This window comes from Pseudomonas sp. App30, from assembly GCF_047947025.1.
Taxonomy (GTDB): domain Bacteria; phylum Pseudomonadota; class Gammaproteobacteria; order Pseudomonadales; family Pseudomonadaceae; genus Aquipseudomonas.
Window position 1 is genome coordinate 321,061 of the sequence record NZ_CP133165.1, and the last position, 18,872, is coordinate 339,932.

17 protein-coding genes are annotated in these 18,872 nt (G+C 68.3%); 9 read left to right on the forward strand and 8 right to left on the reverse strand.

Annotated features, from left to right (window positions below; genetic code table 11):
- Position 1 precedes the first annotated feature (1 nt).
- From RAM80_RS01450 to RAM80_RS01470, 5 genes are all read right to left on the reverse strand, one after another.
- On the reverse strand, positions 2-1,669 hold the full coding sequence (locus tag RAM80_RS01450; protein WP_416424455.1) for a dipeptide ABC transporter ATP-binding protein: 1,668 nt from the start codon (positions 1,667-1,669) through the stop codon (positions 2-4).
- Entirely contained in the window at positions 1,666-2,523 is an 858-nt protein-coding gene (locus RAM80_RS01455; protein WP_416424456.1) for an ABC transporter permease, read from the reverse strand. Before RAM80_RS01455 ends, RAM80_RS01450 begins: the two co-directional genes overlap by 4 nt.
- A complete protein-coding gene (locus RAM80_RS01460; RefSeq protein ID WP_416424457.1) occupies positions 2,520-3,503 on the reverse strand; it encodes an ABC transporter permease in 984 nt (327 codons plus the stop codon). Before RAM80_RS01460 ends, RAM80_RS01455 begins: the two co-directional genes overlap by 4 nt.
- The gene (locus RAM80_RS01465; protein ID WP_416424458.1) at positions 3,500-5,158 is read right to left on the reverse strand and encodes an ABC transporter substrate-binding protein; all 1,659 of its coding nucleotides are present in this window, start codon (positions 5,156-5,158) and stop codon (positions 3,500-3,502) included. Before RAM80_RS01465 ends, RAM80_RS01460 begins: the two co-directional genes overlap by 4 nt.
- 314 nt (positions 5,159-5,472) lie before the next feature.
- On the reverse strand, positions 5,473-5,643 hold the full coding sequence (locus RAM80_RS01470; RefSeq protein ID WP_416424459.1) for a hypothetical protein: 171 nt from the start codon (positions 5,641-5,643) through the stop codon (positions 5,473-5,475).
- A 231-nt stretch (positions 5,644-5,874) separates the two neighbouring features.
- On the opposite strand from RAM80_RS01470, the gene RAM80_RS01475 reads away from it, so the two are divergent.
- From RAM80_RS01475 to RAM80_RS01490, 4 genes are read left to right on the forward strand one after another with little or no spacing between them, the layout of a single operon-like run.
- Positions 5,875-6,573, forward strand: coding sequence for an HPP family protein (locus tag RAM80_RS01475; RefSeq protein ID WP_416424460.1), 699 nt, complete (start codon positions 5,875-5,877; stop codon positions 6,571-6,573).
- A complete protein-coding gene (locus tag RAM80_RS01480) occupies positions 6,570-6,974 on the forward strand; it encodes a MarR family winged helix-turn-helix transcriptional regulator (RefSeq protein ID WP_416424461.1) in 405 nt (134 codons plus the stop codon). The genes RAM80_RS01475 and RAM80_RS01480 overlap by 4 nt, the downstream gene beginning before the upstream one ends.
- A gap of 4 nt (positions 6,975-6,978) precedes the next feature.
- Positions 6,979-8,520, forward strand: coding sequence for a chloride channel protein (locus tag RAM80_RS01485; RefSeq protein ID WP_416424462.1), 1,542 nt, complete (start codon positions 6,979-6,981; stop codon positions 8,518-8,520).
- A gap of 34 nt (positions 8,521-8,554) precedes the next feature.
- Positions 8,555-8,878, forward strand: coding sequence for a DUF6388 family protein (locus RAM80_RS01490; RefSeq protein WP_416424463.1), 324 nt, complete (start codon positions 8,555-8,557; stop codon positions 8,876-8,878).
- A gap of 130 nt (positions 8,879-9,008) precedes the next feature.
- Here RAM80_RS01490 and RAM80_RS01495 read toward each other — a convergent pair whose 3' ends face one another.
- Both RAM80_RS01495 and RAM80_RS01500 read right to left on the reverse strand, forming a co-directional pair.
- A complete protein-coding gene (locus tag RAM80_RS01495; protein ID WP_416424464.1) occupies positions 9,009-10,439 on the reverse strand; it encodes an NAD-dependent succinate-semialdehyde dehydrogenase in 1,431 nt (476 codons plus the stop codon).
- A gap of 140 nt (positions 10,440-10,579) precedes the next feature.
- The gene (locus RAM80_RS01500; RefSeq protein ID WP_416424465.1) at positions 10,580-11,506 is read right to left on the reverse strand and encodes a Gfo/Idh/MocA family protein; all 927 of its coding nucleotides are present in this window, start codon (positions 11,504-11,506) and stop codon (positions 10,580-10,582) included.
- Positions 11,507-11,716: 210 nt separating this feature from the next.
- On the opposite strand from RAM80_RS01500, the gene RAM80_RS01505 reads away from it, so the two are divergent.
- Together RAM80_RS01505 and RAM80_RS01510 are read left to right on the forward strand one after the other, a co-directional pair.
- Complete coding sequence (locus tag RAM80_RS01505; protein ID WP_416424466.1) at positions 11,717-13,168, forward strand: SulP family inorganic anion transporter; 1,452 nt, start codon at positions 11,717-11,719, stop codon at positions 13,166-13,168.
- Positions 13,169-13,358: 190 nt separating this feature from the next.
- Positions 13,359-14,423, forward strand: a complete 1,065-nt coding sequence (locus RAM80_RS01510) for an SDR family oxidoreductase (RefSeq protein ID WP_416424467.1) — start codon at positions 13,359-13,361, stop codon at positions 14,421-14,423.
- Between the two features lie 76 nt (positions 14,424-14,499).
- Here RAM80_RS01510 and RAM80_RS01515 read toward each other — a convergent pair whose 3' ends face one another.
- On the reverse strand, positions 14,500-15,042 hold the full coding sequence (locus RAM80_RS01515) for a DUF4174 domain-containing protein (RefSeq protein WP_416424468.1): 543 nt from the start codon (positions 15,040-15,042) through the stop codon (positions 14,500-14,502).
- Between the two features lie 371 nt (positions 15,043-15,413).
- Between RAM80_RS01515 and RAM80_RS01520 the strand changes: the two genes are divergently transcribed.
- The 3 genes from RAM80_RS01520 to RAM80_RS01530 all read left to right on the forward strand — a co-directional run bounded on the left by RAM80_RS01520 (position 15,414) and on the right by RAM80_RS01530 (position 18,782).
- A complete protein-coding gene (locus tag RAM80_RS01520; protein WP_416424469.1) occupies positions 15,414-16,577 on the forward strand; it encodes an alpha/beta hydrolase family protein in 1,164 nt (387 codons plus the stop codon).
- Positions 16,578-16,673: 96 nt separating this feature from the next.
- Entirely contained in the window at positions 16,674-17,927 is a 1,254-nt protein-coding gene (locus RAM80_RS01525; RefSeq protein ID WP_416424470.1) for an MFS transporter, read from the forward strand.
- Between the two features lie 45 nt (positions 17,928-17,972).
- Complete coding sequence (locus RAM80_RS01530) at positions 17,973-18,782, forward strand: alpha/beta fold hydrolase (RefSeq protein WP_416424471.1); 810 nt, start codon at positions 17,973-17,975, stop codon at positions 18,780-18,782.
- Positions 18,783-18,872 lie beyond the last annotated feature (90 nt).

An 18,872-nucleotide genomic window follows, 5' to 3' on the forward strand; every position in this document is an offset into this window, starting at 1 on the left:
TTCAAATGGCAATCTTCCATAGCCGCGACTCGTCGAAGAGCCACAGCGGGTTTTCGTCTTCCTGGGGCGGTGCCACCCATGCAACGCCAGCGCCGGGCAGGCGCGGCACGGCGGCCAGCAGCCGGCGGGTGTAGTCATGGCGCGGCTGGTCGAACACCTGCGCCACCGGGCCGCTTTCCACCACCTGGCCGTGGCGCATCACCAGCACCTGGTCGCTGACCTGGCGGATCACCCCCAGGTCGTGGGAGATGAACAGGTAGGCCACGCCCAGCTCGGCCTGCAGGTCAGCCAGCAAATCCAGGACCTGGGCCTGCACCGACACGTCCAGCGCCGACACCGGCTCGTCGCAGACAATCACCTTGGGGTTGCTGGCGATGGCCCGGGCAATGGCCACGCGCTGGCGCTGGCCGCCGGACAGTTGCAGCGGCCGGCGGCTGGCCAGGGCGCCGGGCAGGCGCACCTGATCAAGCAGTTTGGCCACCCGCGCGCCCTGCCCCGCCTTGGCCACGCCGGCCACGTCGAGGGCGTCGGCGAGGATCTGGCCGACGCTCCAGCGTGGGTCGAAGGAGCTGAGCGGGTCCTGGTAGATCACGCTGATGTCGCGGCGGCGCAGGCGGCGCTGGGCCTCGCTGACCGTATCGCCAACGGCGTTCCAGGGCTGGCCGGCGAAGCTCACGGTGCCGGCGTCCGGGGTCAGCAGGCCCAGGGCGATGCGCGCGGCGGTGGTCTTGCCCGAGCCGGACTCGCCGACAATGCCCAGGGTCTGCCCGGCGCGCAGCTCGAAGCTGACGTCGGTGACCACCTGCCGCACCTGGCGGTCCGGGCCCACGTAGCGCTTGCCCAGGCCGCTGGCGCGCAACAGCACTTCACCCTGGTTCGGCCGCGCCGCGCGCCCGTGCTCGCCAGGCACCGCGTCCAGCAGCGCCTGGGTGTAGGGGTGGCTGGGCTGGCGCAGCACCTGGTCGGTGGGCCCCTGCTCCACCACTTCGCCGTGGCGCAGCACCAGCACCTCGTCGGCCAGCTGCGCGACCACGGCCAGGTCGTGGCTGATGATCAACAGCGAGTCGCCCCGCGCCTTGATGGCCTGCAGCACTTCCAGAATCTGCGCCTGCACCGTGGCGTCCAGGGCCGTGGTCGGTTCGTCGGCAATCACCAGGTGCGGGTCCAGGGCCAGGGCGCTGGCGATCAGCGCGCGTTGGCGCAGGCCGCCGGACAACTGGTCGGGGCGCTGGCGCGCACGCAGCGCCGGCTCCGGCACCCCGACGCGTTCCAGCAATTGCTGCACCCGCTGCGGGCGGCTGGCGGCGGGGCCCCACTGGTGGGTAGTGAGCACTTCGAGAATTTCCTTGCCCACCGGCCGCAACGGGTCCAGGGACACCAGCGCGTCCTGCAGCACAAAACCAATGGCCTGGCCGCGCAGCTGGCGCCACTGGCGCTCGGACAGCTTCAGCAGGTCGTGGTCACCGTAGCGCAGGGTGCGCGCGCTGATCTGCGCGCCGGCGCCGGCCAGGCCGATCAAGCTGCGCGCGGTGACGCTCTTGCCCGAACCGGACTCGCCCACCAGCGCCAGGGTCTTGCCCGGTGCCAGGGTGAAGCTCAGGTCACGGACCACGCTGTGCTCGCCAAAGCGAATGGACAGCCCTTCGACAATCAGGGTTTTGCGGCTCATGACAGGCGGCCCTCCAGGCGTTGTTGCAGGTAGCGGCCCAGCACCGTGGTCGACAGCGTGGTGAGCACGATGAACAGGCCCGGGACGATGGTCAGCCACGGCGCGTTGACCACGAAGTCGCGGCCCATGGACAGCATGGTGCCCCACTCCGGTGCCGGTGGCTTGGCGCCCAGGCCCAGGAAGCTCAGGGCCGAGGCCCAGACAATGGCCTGGCCGACGCCCATGGTCATGGTCACCACCAGCGGCCGCAGGGCGTTGGGTAGCAGCTGCCGGAGGATGATGCGCGCCGGGCGATGGCCCAGGGCGCGCGCGGCCTCGATGTAGCCGGCGTTGCGCACGCTGAGCACCTGGCCACGGACCATGCGCGCGTAGCCCGGCGCACCGCCGATGCCGGTGGCGATGATCAGCGGGCCGATGCCGCTGCCGAACACCGCCACGAACAGCAGCGCCAGCACCAACGATGGGAAGGCGAACAGCACCTCCAGCAGCCAGCCGATGGCGCGGTCGGTCCAGCCGCCCAACAGGCCGCCCAACAGCCCCAGGCTGATGGCGATGGACATGGCCAACGCCGTGGCCGCGACGCCGATGAACAGCGACTGGCGCGCGCCGTGGACGATGCGCGCATAGATATCGCGGCCCGACTGGTCGGTGCCGAACCAGTGTGCCCAGCCCGGCGCGTGGAAGGCGTCGCGGGGCACGATGGCCAACGGATCGGCGTGGCTGAACAGGCCGGGCACCAGCGCTGCGGCCAGCAGCCAGGCAATGAACAGGCCGGCCAGCAGCGTGCCCCAGCGGACTGTCAGGCGTGGCCGCGACAGGGCCAGCGCCGGTGCTTCAAGGACTAATTGGCTCATGGGCGTTGCTCCGCCAGGCGTGGGTCGATCCATTCGTACAGCAGGTCGATGAGAATGTTGGCCAGCACGTAGCCGGCGGCCACTACCAGGCTGATGCCGATGGTCAGGGGCAGGTCCTGGGCCTGCACCGCCTGGTACAGCTGGCGGCCCAGGCCCTTGCGGGAAAAGATCACCTCCACCACCACCGCGCCGCTGATCAGCGCGCCGATGGCCCAGCCCGACAGCGACACCCCCGGCAGCACGGCGTGGCGCAGCGCATGCTTGAAGCGCACCGCCAGGTCGCTGAGGCCGCGGGTGCGGGCGGTGAGCACGAAGGGCTGCTCCAGGGTGTATTCCAGCGATTCGCGGGTGACCTGGCCGATGAACCCGGCCAGCGGAAACGCCAGGGCAAAGGCCGGCAGCACCAGGGTGGCAAAGCCGTCGCTGCCCGCCGGCGGGAACCACTTCAGGCCAAAGGCGAACACCGCCAGCAGCACGATGCCCAGCCAGAACTGCGGTAAGGCCGCCGCCAGGGTCTCGGCCAGCGAGCCCAGCTGGCTCAGCCACGAGCGGCGCCCGGCGGTAACCAGGGTCCAGGCCAGCACCAGCAGCCACGCCAGCACCAGGGCCAGCACCAGCAATTCAAGGGTTGGCCCGCTCTGCTCGGCCAGCACCTGGGTCACCGGCTGGTGCTGGGAGTAGGACACGCCCAGGTCGCCGTGCAGCAGCTTCCACAGGTACACGCCGTATTGCACGGCTAGCGGCTTGTCCAGGCCAAACTCGCGCGTAGCCTCGGCGATGGTTTCCGCCGTGGGGTTGCCGCTGGGCCCGCCGAGAATGGCCAGCACCGGGTCGCCGGGCATCAGCCGCAGGGCGAAGAACGTCAGGGTGGCCACGGCCCACAGCACCAGCACCGCGCCGCCCAGGCGCCAGGCGGCGCGCTGGCCCAGGTGAACCAGGCGCTGGCGCCGGGGGTTGTCGAGCGTCACGATGGCATTCATGGCTTCACTCCTTTGTTCTGGCCTTTGTCCACCCAGGCGTCATACAGGTAGGTCACCGCCAGGGACGGCTCGATGCGCACCCCTTGGGTGGTCTTGTAGATGCCCAGGCGCGTGCTTTGCGGGTAGGTGGTCAGTTCCAGGTAGGCCTTGCTGGCCTGGGCCTGGGCCTGGTAGTACAGGGCCTGGCGCTGGGCCGGGTCCTGGGTGGCCAGGGCACTTTCGACCAGTTGGTCGAAATGTGCGTCGTTATAGCCGGCGGTGTTCTGGTGGTACCCGCCTACTCCGGCGGGCGCCAGGAACTGCGAGCTGAAGATGATGCGCAGCACGTCGGCGGTGTTGGTGTTCCAGTAGCCCAGGCGCACGTCGTAGTCCCACTTGGACTGGCGGTCCGTGGCCTGGGTGTCGCTCATCTGGTCGATGATCAGCTCGAAACCGGCGGCGCGCGTGGTGGCCTGCACCTGCTCCCACAGGGTCTGCTCGGACGGCGCGGTGCGGTTGCCCATCACCACGTGCACCTGCAGGCGCTTGCCGTCCTTAATGCGGTAACCCTCGGCGTCGCGCTGGCTGTAGCCGGCGGCGTCCAGCAGCTGGGCGGCGCGGGCCGGGTCGTAGTCCTGGGCGTGTTCGAAGTCGGGGCTGTAGAAGCGCGTGGCCACGCTCAGCGGCCCGCCGGCGCGGGGGAACTCGCCGAAGTACACGCTTTTCAGCGCGCCGTCGATGTCGGCGCTGCGCACGAAGGCTTCGCGTACACGCACGTCGTTGAAGGGCGCGCGGGTGATGTTCAGGGTGCCGTTGGTGGGGTTGCCGGGGCGCTGGGCAATCAGGATGCTCAGGTCAGGGTTGTGCCGCGCAGCCTCGTGGGACTCGGGCGGCAGCGCCTCGATGACGTCCACCTCGCCGGCCTGCAGCGAGGCGAAGCGCACCGACGGCTCCTGAATGAATTTCCACAGGATGCGGTCCAGGTACGCCGGGCCGTTGTGCTTGGCCGTAGGCGGCGCCCAGTGGTAGTCGGGGTTGCGCACCAGCTCTACCTGGCTCTGGCGGTCCCAGCGCACCACCTTGAACGGCCCCGAGCCTACCGGCGACTCGCAGTTCTCATCGCGCGAGCGCAGCAGCGCGGTGGGCGACTCGATGCCCAGGAAACCTTGCGCCAGCACCTCCAGGAACGCCGCATACGGCGTGGCCAGGTGCACCACCGCCGTGTACGGGTCGACCACGTCGGTGCTGCGGTACTGGCGAATATAGCCACCGGCGGTGCTGGACTGGGTCTTGGGGTTGGCCATGTGGTCGAGGTTGGCCTTCACCGCCGCGGCCGTGAACGGCGTGCCATCGGTAAAGTGCACGTCCTTGCGCAGGTGGAAGGTGTAGGTGGTGCCGTCGGCCGACACCTCCCAGCTTTCCGCCAGCCAGGGGCCGATCTTGCCGTTCTCGTCCATGGACACCAGGGAATCCAGGTACTGCTGGCCGATGAACACCTGGGGCATGTCGCCCGCCACGTGGGGGTCCAGGCAGGTGGGCTCGCGGTCGGTGGCGTAGACCAGCGTGCCGCCACTGACCGGCGTGCTGCTGCGCTGCGCTACCTGGGCGCTGCGGTCGCAGGCAGCCAGCGCCACGCAGAGCGTGGCCAGGGTGAAAGTCTTGAAGGTTGAATGCACGGACGTCCCTCGGCGAATGATCCTGAGGGGGTGATTGCACAACCCGTGCCGGGTGTGGGAGGCCCGGTTTACAGGGGTTTGCGTGGGATGAGCCGTCGTGATCAGGGCAAAGTGAACAAGTGATGTTGCTGGAGCAACAGCTGAAGTTTGCTGCGGTTTGCGCGGTGTAGCTAGGGACGCGGCCTCACGGCCGCTGCTACAGGTGGTGGTGCTGTAGCAGCGGCCGTGAGGCCGCGTCCAAGCGCACCGCGTCACACCGCGCCGTGCCGGACGCCGCCTGGCGGCAGCTGCTACGGGGTTGCCGTCCTGTGCCGCTATAGCGTGTCCCTGGCCTGAAACTCAAACTTCACCTCGCCGCCGCTGTTCTCGGGTGGCGTCGCTGGCGCTGGTTGCGCCAAGGGCTGCAGGAGATTGAAGACCTCGGGATATTTGTCGATGGGCACAGCATCGAGCAACGCATTGATTTGTTCGCGCGTGACAGTCATGGGGTATACCTCAACAAGAGTCAACATTAAGCAGAAGAAACTGCCGACAGAAAGTAAGTAGCAGGAATAAATTGAATAAACTACTGATGTACAAAGGTTTTCTATTACTGAAACCTATGCATTTATGCTCATGACTGTTTTCAACACCGGCGGCTGACAACCGAAGTGCGCTTGGGAAATACATCACATCGTGATATAAATGCCCGCGTTTTCAGCCAAGGTACCCGCCCCGTGAAGCTCCCCTCCCTTTTGCAACGCCTGCGTCCCGCGCCGTTGCACCTAAGCCCCCGTGAAGTGTTGCGTGCCGCCTTCGGCGCGCTGTTGGGCATCGGCCTTACCGCCGCCCTGTGCACCTGGGCCCTGGGCCTGAGCGCCGATATCCCGCTGCTGATCGCCCCCATGGGAGCGTCGGCCGTGCTGCTATTTGCCGCCCCCGCCAGCCCGCTGGCCCAGCCCTGGTCGCTGATCGGCGGTAACCTGGTGGCTTCTCTGGTGGGCGTCACCTGCGCCGCGTTCATCGGCAACGAAATCATCGCGGCCGCCGTCGCCGTGGCAGTGGCGATCGCGCTGATGCTGGCCCTGCGTTGCCTGCATCCACCCTCGGGCGCGGTGGCGTTGACCGCCGTGCTGGGCGGCCCGAGTATTCATGCCGCCGGCTACGCCTTCGTCCTCGACCCGGTGCTGCTCAATTCGGCGGTGCTGCTGGGCGTGGCGCTGGTGTTCCACAGCTTCAGCCGCCACCGCTACCCCCACGGCCACGTGCCGGCGCCCGCCGCCGCCCGTGCCGTGTCGCCCGCCAGCCAACAGCTGCACCAGGCGCTGCAGGCCGTGCTGGACGAACGCGACGAATTCATCGACGTCGACGCCGACGACCTGGAAGCCATCGTCACCGCCACCCTCGCCCGCCTGCATTCGGAGCCACGCCCATGAGCGATGCCCTGGCCAAGACCGATTTCGAAGCCCTGTCGGAGTTTCGCTACCAGCTGCGGCGCTTCCTGCGTTTTTCCGAGGAAGCCGTGCAGGCCCACGGGGTCACGCCCCAGCAGTACCTGCTGATGCTGCACACCATGGGCTTCGATGGCCGCGACTGGGCCACCGTCGGCGAGTTGGCCGAGCGCCTGCAGATGGTGCCCCACGGCGCCGTGGCGCTGGTCAAGCGCTGCGAGGCGCAAGGCCTGGTGCAGCGCCAGCGCAGCGACGAGGACCGCCGCGAGGTGCGCGTCAGCCTCACCGCCAAGGGCAACGAGGTGCTGGCGAAGCTGGCCTTCCTGCACCGCGAAGAACTGAAAAGTGCCGGCAAGCGCTTGCGCGTGCCGTTCGAGCAGGAGTAAGCCCATGCAGCACAAGGCTGATTTTTCCGTGGACCGGCGGCTGTTCCGCCAGGTGCTGCTGGCCGCCGTGATCGGCGCCCTGGCAGTCGGTGCGGCGGCGGTGCTGCTGGGGCTGATCCACCTGTGCAGCAACCTGTTTTTCTACCAGCGTTTCTCGTTCGCCAACAGCTCGCCGGCGCAGCACCAACTGGGCCTGTGGGTGATCGGCCTGCCGGTGCTGGGCGGGCTGATCGTCGGCCTGATGGCCCGCTACGGCTCCAGCAAGATCCGTGGCCACGGCATTCCCGAGGCCATCGAGGCGATTCTGTTCGGCCAGAGCCGCCTGTCCCTGCGGGTGGCGCTGCTCAAGCCGCTGTCGTCGGCAATCGTGATCGGCAGCGGTGGCCCGTTCGGCGCCGAGGGGCCGATCATCATGACCGGCGGCTCACTGGGTTCGTTGATTGCCCAGCGCTTTCACCTCAGCGCCGCCGAGCGCAAGACCCTGCTGGTGGCCGGCGCCACGGCGGGCATGACCGCGGTGTTCGGCACGCCGGTGGCGGCGGTGCTGCTGGCGGTGGAGCTGCTGCTGTTCGAACTGCGCCCGCGCAGCCTGGTGCCGGTGGCTATCGCCTGCGCGGTGGCCGGCTTCCTGCGCCCGCTGCTGATCGCCAGCGAGCCGCTGTTCGCCGTGCAAACCGCGCCGGTGGGCCCCGAGGCGCTGTTCGGTTGCCTGGTCGCGGGCATCGCCAGCGGCCTGCTGTGCACGCTGCTGTCGTGGTCGCTGTACCGCGTGGAAGACCTGTTCGGCAAGCTGCCGCTGCACTGGATGTGGTGGCCGGCCCTGGGTGGCCTGGCCATCGGCATTGGCGGCTATTTCCAGCCACGGGCGCTGGGCATCGGTTTTGATGTGATCGGCGACCTGCTGCACAACCACCTGCTGCTCGGCGCGGCCCTGGCGTTGCTGCTGGTGAAGGCGGTGATCTGGGTGATCGCCCTGGGCTCCGGCACGTCGGGCGGCGTCCTGGCGCCGCTGCTGATGCTCGGCGCCGGCCTGGGCGCGGCGCTGGGCCATGTGCTGCCCGGCGACCACGGCGCGCTGTGGCCGCTGGTGTGCATGGCGGCTACCTTGGCCGGGGTGCTGGGCGCGCCGCTGACGGCGGTGGTGTTCGCCCTGGGCCTGAGCCACGACCTCAATGCGTTGTTGCCGTTGCTGCTGACCGTGACCGTGGCGTACACGGTGACCATCGTGATTGCCAAGCGCTCGATCATGACCGAGAAAATCGCCCGGCGCGGCCTGCACATCTACCGCGAATATTCGGTGGACCCGCTGGAGCGCCACGAGGTCAGCGAGGTGATGAGCCACGCGCAGGTGCCGCTGGCGGCCGGCCAGGCGTTCGCCCTGCCCCGGGAAACCTGCCGCGCCGTGGCTGGGCGGATGGTGGCGCTGGGGCTGGAAAGCCTGGCGGTGGTGCGTGATGCGCAGAGCCGCGAAGTCATTGGCGTGGTCAGCCGCAGCGACCTGCTCAAGGGCACGCTGGCGGTGCATCAGGAAGAAAGCCTGGCGTAGACTAGGGGTACTGCCACTGCCCATCAGGTACATGATGATCGACCCCGAACAGCGTCACCCCGCCGCCCTGGAACGCTTCCTGGCCGCCCACGACGAGCTCCGCCAGCAGCTGGACCACCTCAACCCGCTGGAAGCCCAGGCCGCCGGCATGACCGCCGCGCAGTACCGCGCCGAGCGCCTGCACGAGGCGTTCGAGCAGGAAGCCGAGGCCCAGGGCCTGTTCGCCTGGGAGCTGACGTTGCAATTGACGGCGGCGACGCCAGAGGAATTCCAGGCGCAGCGCCTGGAGGTGCATAAGGAAGTGGCCGAGATGGCCGGCATGAGCTGGGACGAGTACCGCGAGCTGTACGGGCTGTAAACGCGCCCGTAGCAGCAACTGTTTTTGTGGGAGCTGGCTTGCCAGCGAGTTTTTCGGGCCTCAACAGCTCGCTGGCAAGCCAGCTCCCACAGGACGCAGCCGCCTGCGGCAGCTGCTACGGGGGTGGGGGTCAACCCAGGTGGGTGACCAGCTTGGTCACCAGGTACGCCTCGATCGCCTCGGTGCCGCCTTCCGAACCGTGCCCGGAATCCTTGATGCCGCCGAACGGAATCTCCGGCAGGCCGATGCCCAAGTGGTTGATCGACAGCATGCCCGCTTCCACTCCGTCACTCAGGGCCTGGGCGGTTTTCGAGGTGCTGGTGAAGGCGTAGGCCGCCAGGCCGAACGGCAGGCGGTTGGCCTCGGCAATGGCTTCTTCCACCGTGTCGAACGGCACGATCAGCGCCACCGGGCCGAACGGCTCTTCGTTCATCAGGCGCATGCCGGTGTTCAGGCCGCTGATCACCGTCGGCGCGAAGAAGTAGCCCGGGCCGTCGATGGCCTTGCCACCCAGGTGCACGGTAGCGCCGTGGCTGCGTGCGTCGTCCACCAGGGCCTGCAAGGCCGGGGCGCGACGGTCGTTGGCCAGCGGGCCCATCAGCGTGCCCTCTTCCAGGCCGTTGCCGACCTTGATCTTGCCGGCCAGCTCGACGAAGCGGGTCAGGAAGGTCTCGAACACTTCACGCTGCACCAGGAAACGCGTCGGCGATACGCACACCTGCCCGGCGTTGCGGAACTTGGAAGCCACCAGCAGTTGCACGGCCTTTTCCACGTCGGCGTCGGCGAAGACGATGGCCGGCGCGTGGCCGCCCAGTTCCATGGTCGCCGGTTTCATGTGCAGGCCGGCCATGGCCGCCAGTTGCTTGCCCACCGGGGTGGAGCCGGTGAAGGTAACTTTGCGGATCACCGGGTGCGGGATCAGGTAGCCGGAAATATCCGCCGGCACGCCATACACCAGGCCAATCACCCCGGCCGGCACACCGGCGTCGGCAAAGGCGCGGATCAGCTCGGCAGGCGACGCCGGGGTTTCTTCCGGGGCCTTGACGATGATCGAGCAGCCGGCGGCCAGGGCCGAGGACAGCTTGCGCACCACCTGGTTGATGGGGAAGTTCCACGGCGTGAAGGCGGCCACTGGGCCCACCGGCTCGCTGATCACCCGCTGCTCGATACCCTGGGCGCGCGACGGCACGATGCGGCCGTAGCTGCGGCGGCCTTCCTCGGCCAGCCAGTCGATGATGTCGGCGGCGGCCAGGGTTTCGGCGCGGGCCTCGGCCACGGGCTTGCCCTGCTCCAGGGTCATCAGCGTGGCGATGTGGTCGGCGCGTTCGCGCAGCAGCTCGCCGGCCTTGCGCATGATCTTGTAGCGGTCGAAGGCGCTGACCTTGCGCCAGGTCTCGAAGCCACGCTGGGCGGCGGCCAGGGCCTGGTCCAGGTCGGCGATGTCGGCGTGGGCCACGCTGCCGATGGTGTCACCGGTGGCGGGGTTGACCACGGGGATGCTGCGCCCGTCCGCCGCGTTCTGCCATTGACCGTTGATGTAAAGCTGCACTTGCGGGTACATACGGGACTCCCTCGATGTGAACGGATGTTGAGACAACCTGTAGCCGCTGCCGAAGGCTGCGCTGGCCCCTGAGCATACCGAAGATCTCCGGCGTGCGGGACGGCCAGCGCAGCCTGGCGGCAGCGGCTACCAATGCGGCGTTAATCATGAAACTCGTCAACCAGCGTGCGGCTGCCGGCCATGAAGGCGTCGGCCACCAGGCGCAGCGGTTGCAGGTCGGCGTCGCTGGCCTGGCGCTGGATCAGCTGGGCGAAATGCGCGTACAGCGACGGGTATTCGGCTTCCGGCGGCAGCGCCTGGGGCTGGTCATCGATGAAGAGCGCCGCACCGCCCTGCTCCAGGCGCAGCACGCCTGCGTCGGTCTCGATGACGATGCGCCAGATGTCCGGCTCAGGGTGGTCCCAGTCAAACTCGGCGGTCACCGGCAGGCCACGGGCGTCGGCCATCTGCAGGCGCGCGGCGATGGGCGCCTGGTGGTTGGCCGGCACGTCCAGCTGCGCGGCGGTGACGAACAGCGGTTCGGGCAGCAGCGCAGTGACGATGGACAAGGCGTTGATGCCCGGGTCGAACACGCCCTGGCCACCGGCCTGCCAGATCCACGCCTGGCTGGGGTGCCATTTGCGCACGTCTTCCTTCCAGGTGATGGCCACGCTGCGCAGCACCCGCCCCTCCAGCCACTGGCGCGCTGGCTGCACCGCCGGAGCGAAGCGCGAGTGCCAGGCGAACAGGCAGCTGACGCCCTGGGCGCGGGCCAGGTCCACCAGCGCCATGGCCTCGCCGAGGCTGGCGCACGGCGGTTTTTCCACCAGCACGTGCTTGCCGGCCAGCAGCGCCTCGCGCACCTGGGCGTAGCGGCCCTGGGGCGGCGTGCAGAAAGCCACGGCGGCCACGGCCGGGCCGTCGGCCAGCAGCGCGTCGAGGCTGCGGAAATTGGCCACGCCAGGGCACGGCTGGCCCAGGGTGGCCACGGCCTGCAGGCGCCAGGCCGGGTTGCCGAGGATGGCCGGCACGTGCTGGTCCTGGGCGATCTTGCCGTAGCCGACGAGGCCCAGCGAAAGGTGCTCCATGGTGCGACTCCTGTTGCAATCGGGATTTGTTGTTATGGACAGGCAGCAAGGTGGACGGCTGAGTCTAAACCATCCAGGCGGAGGTACGACAACCGCCGACGGTCAAAATAAGTGGTCGGTCCGGTCCATTTCTCTTTAAAATGGCCACCATTCCCTTTTCACGCGCTCGCCTGTCCCCAGGCGGGTTTGGCTGTTCACGCAAGGAAACCCATGTCCCTGTCTTCCATTCGCGGCAACGTCCTGGCCGGGCTGACGTCATCGTTCGCCCTGGTGCCGGAGTGCATCGCCTTCGCCCTGGTGGCGCAACTCAACCCGTTGATGGGCCTTTACGGCGCCTTCATCATCTGCACCCTGACCGCGCTGTTCGGCGGCCGCCCGGCGATGATCTCCGGCGCGGCGGGCTCCATGGCCGTGGTCATCGTCGCGCTGGTGGTGCAGCACGGCGTGCAGTACCTGCTGGCCACCGTGGTGCTGGGCGGGTTGATCATGGTGCTGTTCGGCCTGCTGCGCCTGGGCAAGCTGGTCCGCATGGTGCCGCATCCGGTGATGCTGGGCTTCGTCAACGGCCTGGCGATCATCATCGCGCTGTCGCAGCTGGAGCACTTCAAGGTCGGCAGCAGCTGGCTGCAAGGTACGCCGCTAGCGACCATGCTGGGCCTGGTGGCGCTGACCATGGCCATTGTCTACCTGCTGCCGCGGCTGACCCGCGCGGTGCCGCCGGCACTGGTGGCCATCGTCGGCGTCAGCCTGCTGGTGTACGCCCTGGGCCTGCCCACCCGCACCCTCAGCGACATGGCGCACATCGCCGGCGGCCTGCCCAGCCTGCACTGGCCCAGCGTGCCAATGAACCTTGAGACGCTGAAGATCATCGCCCCCTATGCGGTGCTGATGGCCATGGTCGGCCTGCTGGAAACCCTGCTGACCTTCAACCTCACCGACGAGCTGACCGAGACCCAGGGCCAGCCCAACCGCGAGTGCGTGGCGCTGGGCGTGGCCAACGTGGCGTCGGGGCTGTTCGGCGGCATGGGCGGTTGCGCCATGATCGGCCAGACCGTGATCAACCTCAGCTCCGGCGGCCGTGGGCGGCTGTCGGGGGTGGTGAGCGGCATCATGGTGCTGCTGTTCATTCTGTTTCTGTCGCCGCTGATCGAGCGCATTCCGCTGGCCGCCCTGGCCGGGGTGATGTTCGTGGTGGCCCAGCAGACCTTCGCCTGGGGCTCGCTGCGGGTGCTGGGCAAGGTGCCGCGCCAGGACGCGGTGGTGATCGTGGCGGTGACCGTGATCACCGTGTTCACTGACCTGGCCACGGCCGTGCTGTGCGGCATCCTCATCGCGGCGCTGGCGTTTGCCTGGCAGCACGCCCGGGAAATCCGCGCCGATGCCGACGCCAGCCAGCCCGGGCGCAAGCGCTACACCCCCCACGGCACGCTGTTCTTCGCCTCGACCACGCACTTCCAGGCGCTGTTCGACCCACGCAACGACCCGGATGAGGTCATCGTCGACTGCCGCCACCTGCACCTGGCCGACCATTCGGCGATTGCCGCGCTGGAAGCGCTGGCGGCGCGGTATGAGAAGGCTGGCAAGGGGTTTGTGCTGGAGCAGTTGTCGGCGCGCAATCAGCAGTTGTTGCAGCGCGCGGGGGCGGCCGTTGCGGTGAATTGAAGGCCCGGACGCGACGTTGTTGTGGGAGCTGGCTTGCCAGCGAGCTGTTGAGGCCCTAAAAACTCGCTGGCAAGCCAGCTCCCACAGAGACAGTTGCTGCTACGGGGCTGCGTCCCAGGGCCGCACGGGTTGGATCGCACGCCATCTGCCGTTAAGGTGTAACAACATTTGTTGTTGCACAGAGGCAGACATGACAGAAATTGCATTGGTAGTGGGTGCCAGTGGCATCGTCGGCCGCGCGGTGACCCGCGTGCTGGCCGAGAACACCAACTGGAAGGTGGCGGGCCTGTCGCGCCACCCGGACCTGGCGCCGGGCATCATCCCCATTGCCGCCGACCTGCAAGACCCCACCGCCCTGGCCAGTGCCCTCGCCGGCCTGTCACCCACCCACCTGTTCATCACCACCTGGTCGCGCCAGGCCAGCGAGGCGGAAAACATCCGCGTCAACGCCGGCATGGTGCGCAACGTGCTCGACGCCCTGCGCGGCGCCCGCAGCCTGCGCCACGTGGCGCTGGTCACCGGCCTCAAGCACTACCTGGGCCCGTTCGAGGCCTACGGCCAGGGCAGCCTGCCACAGACCCCGTTCCGCGAAAGCCAGGGCCGCCTGGACGTGGAAAACTTCTACTACGCCCAGGAAGACGAGCTGTTCGCCGCCGCCAAGCGCGACCATTTCACCTGGAGCGTGCACCGCCCGCACACCATCACCGGCGTGGCCGTGGGCAACGCCATGAACATGGCCACCACCCTCGCCGTCTACGCCAGCGTGTGCAAGGCCACGGGCCGGCCGTTCGTGTTCCCCGGCTCGCGGGTGCAGTGGGACAGCCTTACCGACATGACCGACGCGCGCATCCTCGCCCGCCAGCTGCTGTGGGCCGCCACCACGCCGGCGGCAGCTAACGAAGCCTTCAACGTCACCAACGGCGACGTGTTCCGCTGGAGCTGGATGTGGGGGCGCATTGCCGACTGGTTTGGCCTGGAGGCCGCGCCGTTCCCCGAGCAGCCCATGCCCCTGGCCGCGCAGATGGCCGGCGACCAGGCCACCTGGAGCGCCCTGGCGGCGGAACATGGCTTGCAGGAACGTGATATCGAGCGGCTGATTTCGCCGTGGCACACCGACGCCGACCTGGGCCGGCCGGTGGAAGTGGTGACCGACATGTCCAAGAGCCGGCGGCTGGGCTTCGTCGATTTCCAGGCCAGTGACCAGGCGTTCTTCGATGTGTTCGCGCAGTTGCGGGCGGAGCGGTTGATTCCCTGAACGAGTTGTGGGAGCTGGCTTGCCAGCGAGCCTTTGATTGTCAAAAACTCGCTGGCAAGCCAGCTCCCACATGCCATCAATCGTCCAGCGACTGCGGCTCCGCAGCCTTCGCTGCCTTGCCCGCCTTGGCGCCCTTGGCGGGCTTGCCCGGCTCTGCCGCTGGCGCCGCCGGGGCTGGCGCTGCCGCTTCCTTCTCGGCCATGGGCATGGCGTCCACGGTGTCGAACACTTCCTTGAGCTCAACCGGGCCGCTTTTCTCCAGCTTCTTGGTGCCGTCCTTGCCCACCAGGATGGTCTTGGGCAGCTCGCCGGCGCCCAGGCTCAGGCTGCGGATCAGGGCCATGGTGGCCTGGGGGTCGAGGTTCTTGCCGTCGCGCTGGCCAATCATGTTGACCACGGTGTACAGCACCAGGCTGCGCTGGGCGAAGGCCTGCTTGTTGGCCGGGTCCTTCAGCGCGTCCTGGAAATGCACCAGGGTGGGGTCCACCGAGCTGCGCGCGATGATGATCAAGGGCCGGGTCTTGCCCTGCTCCTGCGCCAACGGCGAGTCGCTGTCGGCGGCCAGCACGGGGCCGGCGAGCGCTACAAGGGCAGCCAGGGCCAGAGACCGAATGAGCATGTACACCTCCATTTCATATTGACGCCCTAATGACTACAGGACTGGGCGAAAGGTCCGACTTATGGCGTTGAATTTGTAAGTTTTTTCAACAGGCTCGGCTGTAGCTTAGGCGAGCCGGGCCGACACGCAAGCCAAACGGCCACCGCGATTTCCGTAGCCGCTGCCGCCAGGCTGCGCTGGCCCCCGAGTGCACTGGGGATCTTCGCCGAGGCACAGGGCCAGCGCAGCCTGCGGCAGCGGCTACAGGAATGTATCCAACATCCCCGGTTCATGTAGCAAAAATTTACCCAGCTTTTACCCGCCCCGCGCCCTATCTGGCCCGCGGGTTCTGCATAATCGCCGCTTTCGTTTCCTGTTCAAGCAGAGTCGTTATGTCAATGCTGCCTTCTACCCTTGCCCGCTTCCTCCGCCCCCTGGCCGCCGCCGTTGCGCTGGCCGCCCTGGGCGCCTGTTCCAGCCCACCGCCCGCCGATGACGACGGCATGGTGTCGCTGCAGGAATACCTGAAGACCGCCTACAACCCCGGCCAGTCCAACAAGCTCGACGGCTGGGCCACGCGCTGGACCTGGGGCACCCACCAGGTCAACCTGTCGCTGCTGGTGCCCGCCGGCCAGAAAAACGTGCCGCTGGTGGTCTACCTGCCGGGCCTCGGCGAAGACGACAGCGCCGGCCAGCTGTGGCGCCAGAGCTGGGCCAACGCCGGCTACGCCGTGCTGACCGTGCAGCCGACCCGTTACGACTCATCGGTCTATAAATCGGCCGACGCCCAGGCCGGCGCCTTCCGTGGCATCGCCGCCAACAGCTACGGCGACCAGGCCTTGCAGGCGCGGGTCGCCGAGGTGGTGACCGTGCTCGCCGAGGTGCGCCGCCGCGGCCTGGCCGGTGAAGCCGGCTTCAACGCCGTGGACGTGCAGCGCACCGTGGTCGCCGGCTACGACCTGGGCGCGCAGACCGCCGCCGCCCTGGCCGGCGAGCGCGACGCAGGGCAGCCGCGCCTGACCGAGTGGCGGCCGCTGGGTGCCATCGTCCTCAGCCCCTACGTGGCTGCCGGCGCCGACCCTGCGCGCTTCGCCCAGGTCGACACGCCGGTGCTCAGCGTCACCGGCCCGATGGACGAAGATCCCTTCAGCTGGGTGGCCAGCGCCCAGCAGCGCTTCGCCTTCTTCGCCGGCCTGCGCACCCAGGGCGGCTACCAGTTGCGCCTGCAGGACGCCAGCCACAAGGACCTGTCCGGCACCGTGGCGCACGCCGGCGGCGGCAGCAAACCCGGCGAGAGCAAGGGTGAGCGCCGCCACGGTGGCGGCCCCGAAGGCGGTGGCCCGGGCGGGCCTGGCGGCGAAGGCCGTGGCGGCGCCAAGCCGGTGGACCTGGGCGTGGACCGTCGCCAGGCCGCCAGCGTGGCCGCCATCAGCACCGCCTGGCTCGACGCCACGGTCAAGCACGCACCCACCGCCCAGCAATGGCTCGACCAGCAGGCCGGCCAATGGCTGGGCCCGGTGGGCCGCCTGGAACACAAGGCCAGCAGCGCGCACTGAGCACGGCGCTTGACAGCCTGACGCCGGGCCACTGAAGATCGAAGATAGGAAGCTAACGGCTTTCTGTCTTCGCTCCAGTCTTCGGGAACCGGTTTTGTGAAAGGCACCTTCCGCTCGCTCCGCATCTACAACTACCGCGTCTGGGCCAGCGGCGCGTTGATCTCCAACATCGGCACCTGGATGCAACGCACGGCGCAGGACTGGCTGGTGCTGGTGCAACTGACCCACGAAAGCGCCACCGCCGTGGGCATCGTCATGGCCCTGCAGTTCGGCCCTTACCTGTTGCTGATGCCCTTCACCGGCCTTGCCGCCGACCATTTCGACCGCCGCAAGCTGGTGATGACCACCCAGGCGCTGTCCGGCGCCCTGGCGTTGGCGTTGGGGATACTCACCCTGACTGGCGTCGTGCAGTTGTGGCACGTGTACGTCTTCGCCTTCCTGTTTGGCTGCGTCAGCGCCTTCGACTCCACCGCCCGCCAGACCTTCGTCGCTGAGCTTGTGGGCGACAAGGAGCTGTCCAACGCCGTGGCGCTCAACTCCACCTCCTTCAACGCCGCACGGATGATCGGCCCGGCCGTGGCCGGGGTGCTCATCGCCGCCATCGGCAGCGGCTGGGTGTTCCTGCTCAACGCTGCCTCGTTCGGCGCCGTGCTGGTGTCGCTGCGCTGGCTGCGGGTGGCCGACCTGCGCCCGCTGGAACGCACCAAGAGCAGCCGCGCCGGCCTGGCCGAGGGCTTCGCCTACGTGTGGCGGCGGCCCGACCTGCTGGCGATCCTGTGGATGTACTTCCTGATCGGCACCTTCGGCCTGAACTTCCCGATCTTCATTTCCACCATGTCGGTCACGGTGTTCCACCAGGGCGCCAGCGAATACGGCGTGCTCACCTCGTGCATGGCCGTGGGCTCGGTGCTGGGCGCCCTGCTCTCGGCCAGCCGCGCCACGCCGCGCATGGGCGCGCTGCTGGCCGGCGCCCTGTTGTTTGGCCTGGGCACCGGCCTGGCGGCGCTGATGCCCGGCTACTGGTGGTTCGGCCTGACCCTGACGGCCGTGGGTATTTCTGCACAAACCTTCACCACCACCGCCAACAGCGCCGTGCAGCTGTCCACCGAGCCGGCCATGCGGGGGCGGGTGATGGCCATCCTGCTGGCCATCGCCGTGGGCGGTACTCCGTTGGGCGCACCCGTGGTCGGCTGGGTGGCCGACGTCTGCGGCCCTCGCTGGGCCCTGGGCATCGGCGCGGCCTCGGGCCTGCTGGCGGCGGCGGTGGCCCTGGGTTACTTGGTGAAACACAAAGGCCTGCGCGTGCGTTGGGAAAACGGCCGGCTTCGGCATAGGCTGGACATGCCCTGAGCAACCTTGCCGGGGCGCATTATTTTCAGGACGAAGGAATAGCCCATGCCCCACTTCATCATCGACGGCCAGCCGCTGCACTACACCGACCAGGGAACGGGTGAAGTCATCCTGCTGGCCCACAGCTACCTGTGGGACCAGCACATGTGGGCGCCCCAGGTGCAGGCCCTGCAGGGCCACTACCGGGTCATCGTGCCCGAGCTCTGGGGCCATGGTGCCTCCGGGCCGCTGCCCGCCAGCACCCGCTCGCTCACCGACCTGGCCCGCCAGGTCATGGCACTGCTAGACCACCTGGCCATCGAGCGCTGCAACCTGGTGGGCCTGTCGGTAGGCGGCATGTGGGGCGCGAAGCTGGCCATGGACGCGCCTGAACGCATCGACCGGCTGGTGCTGATGGACACCTACGTGGGCGCCGAGGACGAGCCCAAGCGCCAGTATTATTTCTCGCTGCTGCGCCAGCTGGAGGATGAAGGCGGCATGAGCCCGGCGCTGCTGGACATCGTCGTGCCCATGTACTTCCACCCCGACGCCGACCTGCAGTCGCCGCTGTGCCGGGCGTTCCGTGCCGCGCTGGCGGCAATGCCCGCCGAGGTGGCACGCCAGAGCATCGCGCCCCTGGGGCGCATCATCTTCGGCCGCGAAGACCTGCGCGACCGCCTGCATGAGCTGGACCCGCGCAAGACCCTGGTGATGTGCGGCGACCGCGACATCCCCCGGCCACCTCACGAAACGGTGGAAATGGCCCGGCTGATTGGCTGCGCGCAGGTGCTGGTGCCCGACGCAGGGCATATCTCCAACCTGGAGAACCCCGGGTTCGTCACCGACACCCTGCTGAGCTTCCTCGCCAGCCGCTGATGACAGCCATACCGCGGCGTAGCGCAACACATCCCTGTAGCAGCGGCCACCGGCCGCGTCATGGCCTACGCGGTGCAGCAGGGATGTCGC

Excerpts from the sequence above, each read along its gene's own strand:
- RAM80_RS01500 (WP_416424465.1), bottom strand. The coding sequence starts at position 11,506 with ATGGAGCACCTTTCGCTGGGCCTCGTCGGCTACGGCAAGATCGCCCAG.
- RAM80_RS01460 (WP_416424457.1), bottom strand. The coding sequence starts at position 3,503 with ATGAATGCCATCGTGACGCTCGACAACCCCCGGCGCCAGCGCCTGGTT.
- RAM80_RS01480 (WP_416424461.1), top strand. The coding sequence starts at position 6,570 with ATGAGCGATGCCCTGGCCAAGACCGATTTCGAAGCCCTGTCGGAGTTT.
- RAM80_RS01515 (WP_416424468.1), bottom strand. The coding sequence starts at position 15,042 with ATGCTCATTCGGTCTCTGGCCCTGGCTGCCCTTGTAGCGCTCGCCGGC.
- RAM80_RS01520 (WP_416424469.1), top strand. The coding sequence starts at position 15,414 with ATGTCAATGCTGCCTTCTACCCTTGCCCGCTTCCTCCGCCCCCTGGCC.
- RAM80_RS01495 (WP_416424464.1), bottom strand. The coding sequence starts at position 10,439 with ATGTACCCGCAAGTGCAGCTTTACATCAACGGTCAATGGCAGAACGCG.
- RAM80_RS01510 (WP_416424467.1), top strand. The coding sequence starts at position 13,359 with ATGACAGAAATTGCATTGGTAGTGGGTGCCAGTGGCATCGTCGGCCGC.
- RAM80_RS01505 (WP_416424466.1), top strand. The coding sequence starts at position 11,717 with ATGTCCCTGTCTTCCATTCGCGGCAACGTCCTGGCCGGGCTGACGTCA.
- RAM80_RS01485 (WP_416424462.1), top strand. The coding sequence starts at position 6,979 with ATGCAGCACAAGGCTGATTTTTCCGTGGACCGGCGGCTGTTCCGCCAG.
- RAM80_RS01450 (WP_416424455.1), bottom strand. The coding sequence starts at position 1,669 with ATGAGCCGCAAAACCCTGATTGTCGAAGGGCTGTCCATTCGCTTTGGC.
- RAM80_RS01455 (WP_416424456.1), bottom strand. The coding sequence starts at position 2,523 with ATGAGCCAATTAGTCCTTGAAGCACCGGCGCTGGCCCTGTCGCGGCCA.
- RAM80_RS01490 (WP_416424463.1), top strand. The coding sequence starts at position 8,555 with ATGATCGACCCCGAACAGCGTCACCCCGCCGCCCTGGAACGCTTCCTG.
- RAM80_RS01530 (WP_416424471.1), top strand. The coding sequence starts at position 17,973 with ATGCCCCACTTCATCATCGACGGCCAGCCGCTGCACTACACCGACCAG.
- RAM80_RS01470 (WP_416424459.1), bottom strand. The coding sequence starts at position 5,643 with ATGACTGTCACGCGCGAACAAATCAATGCGTTGCTCGATGCTGTGCCC.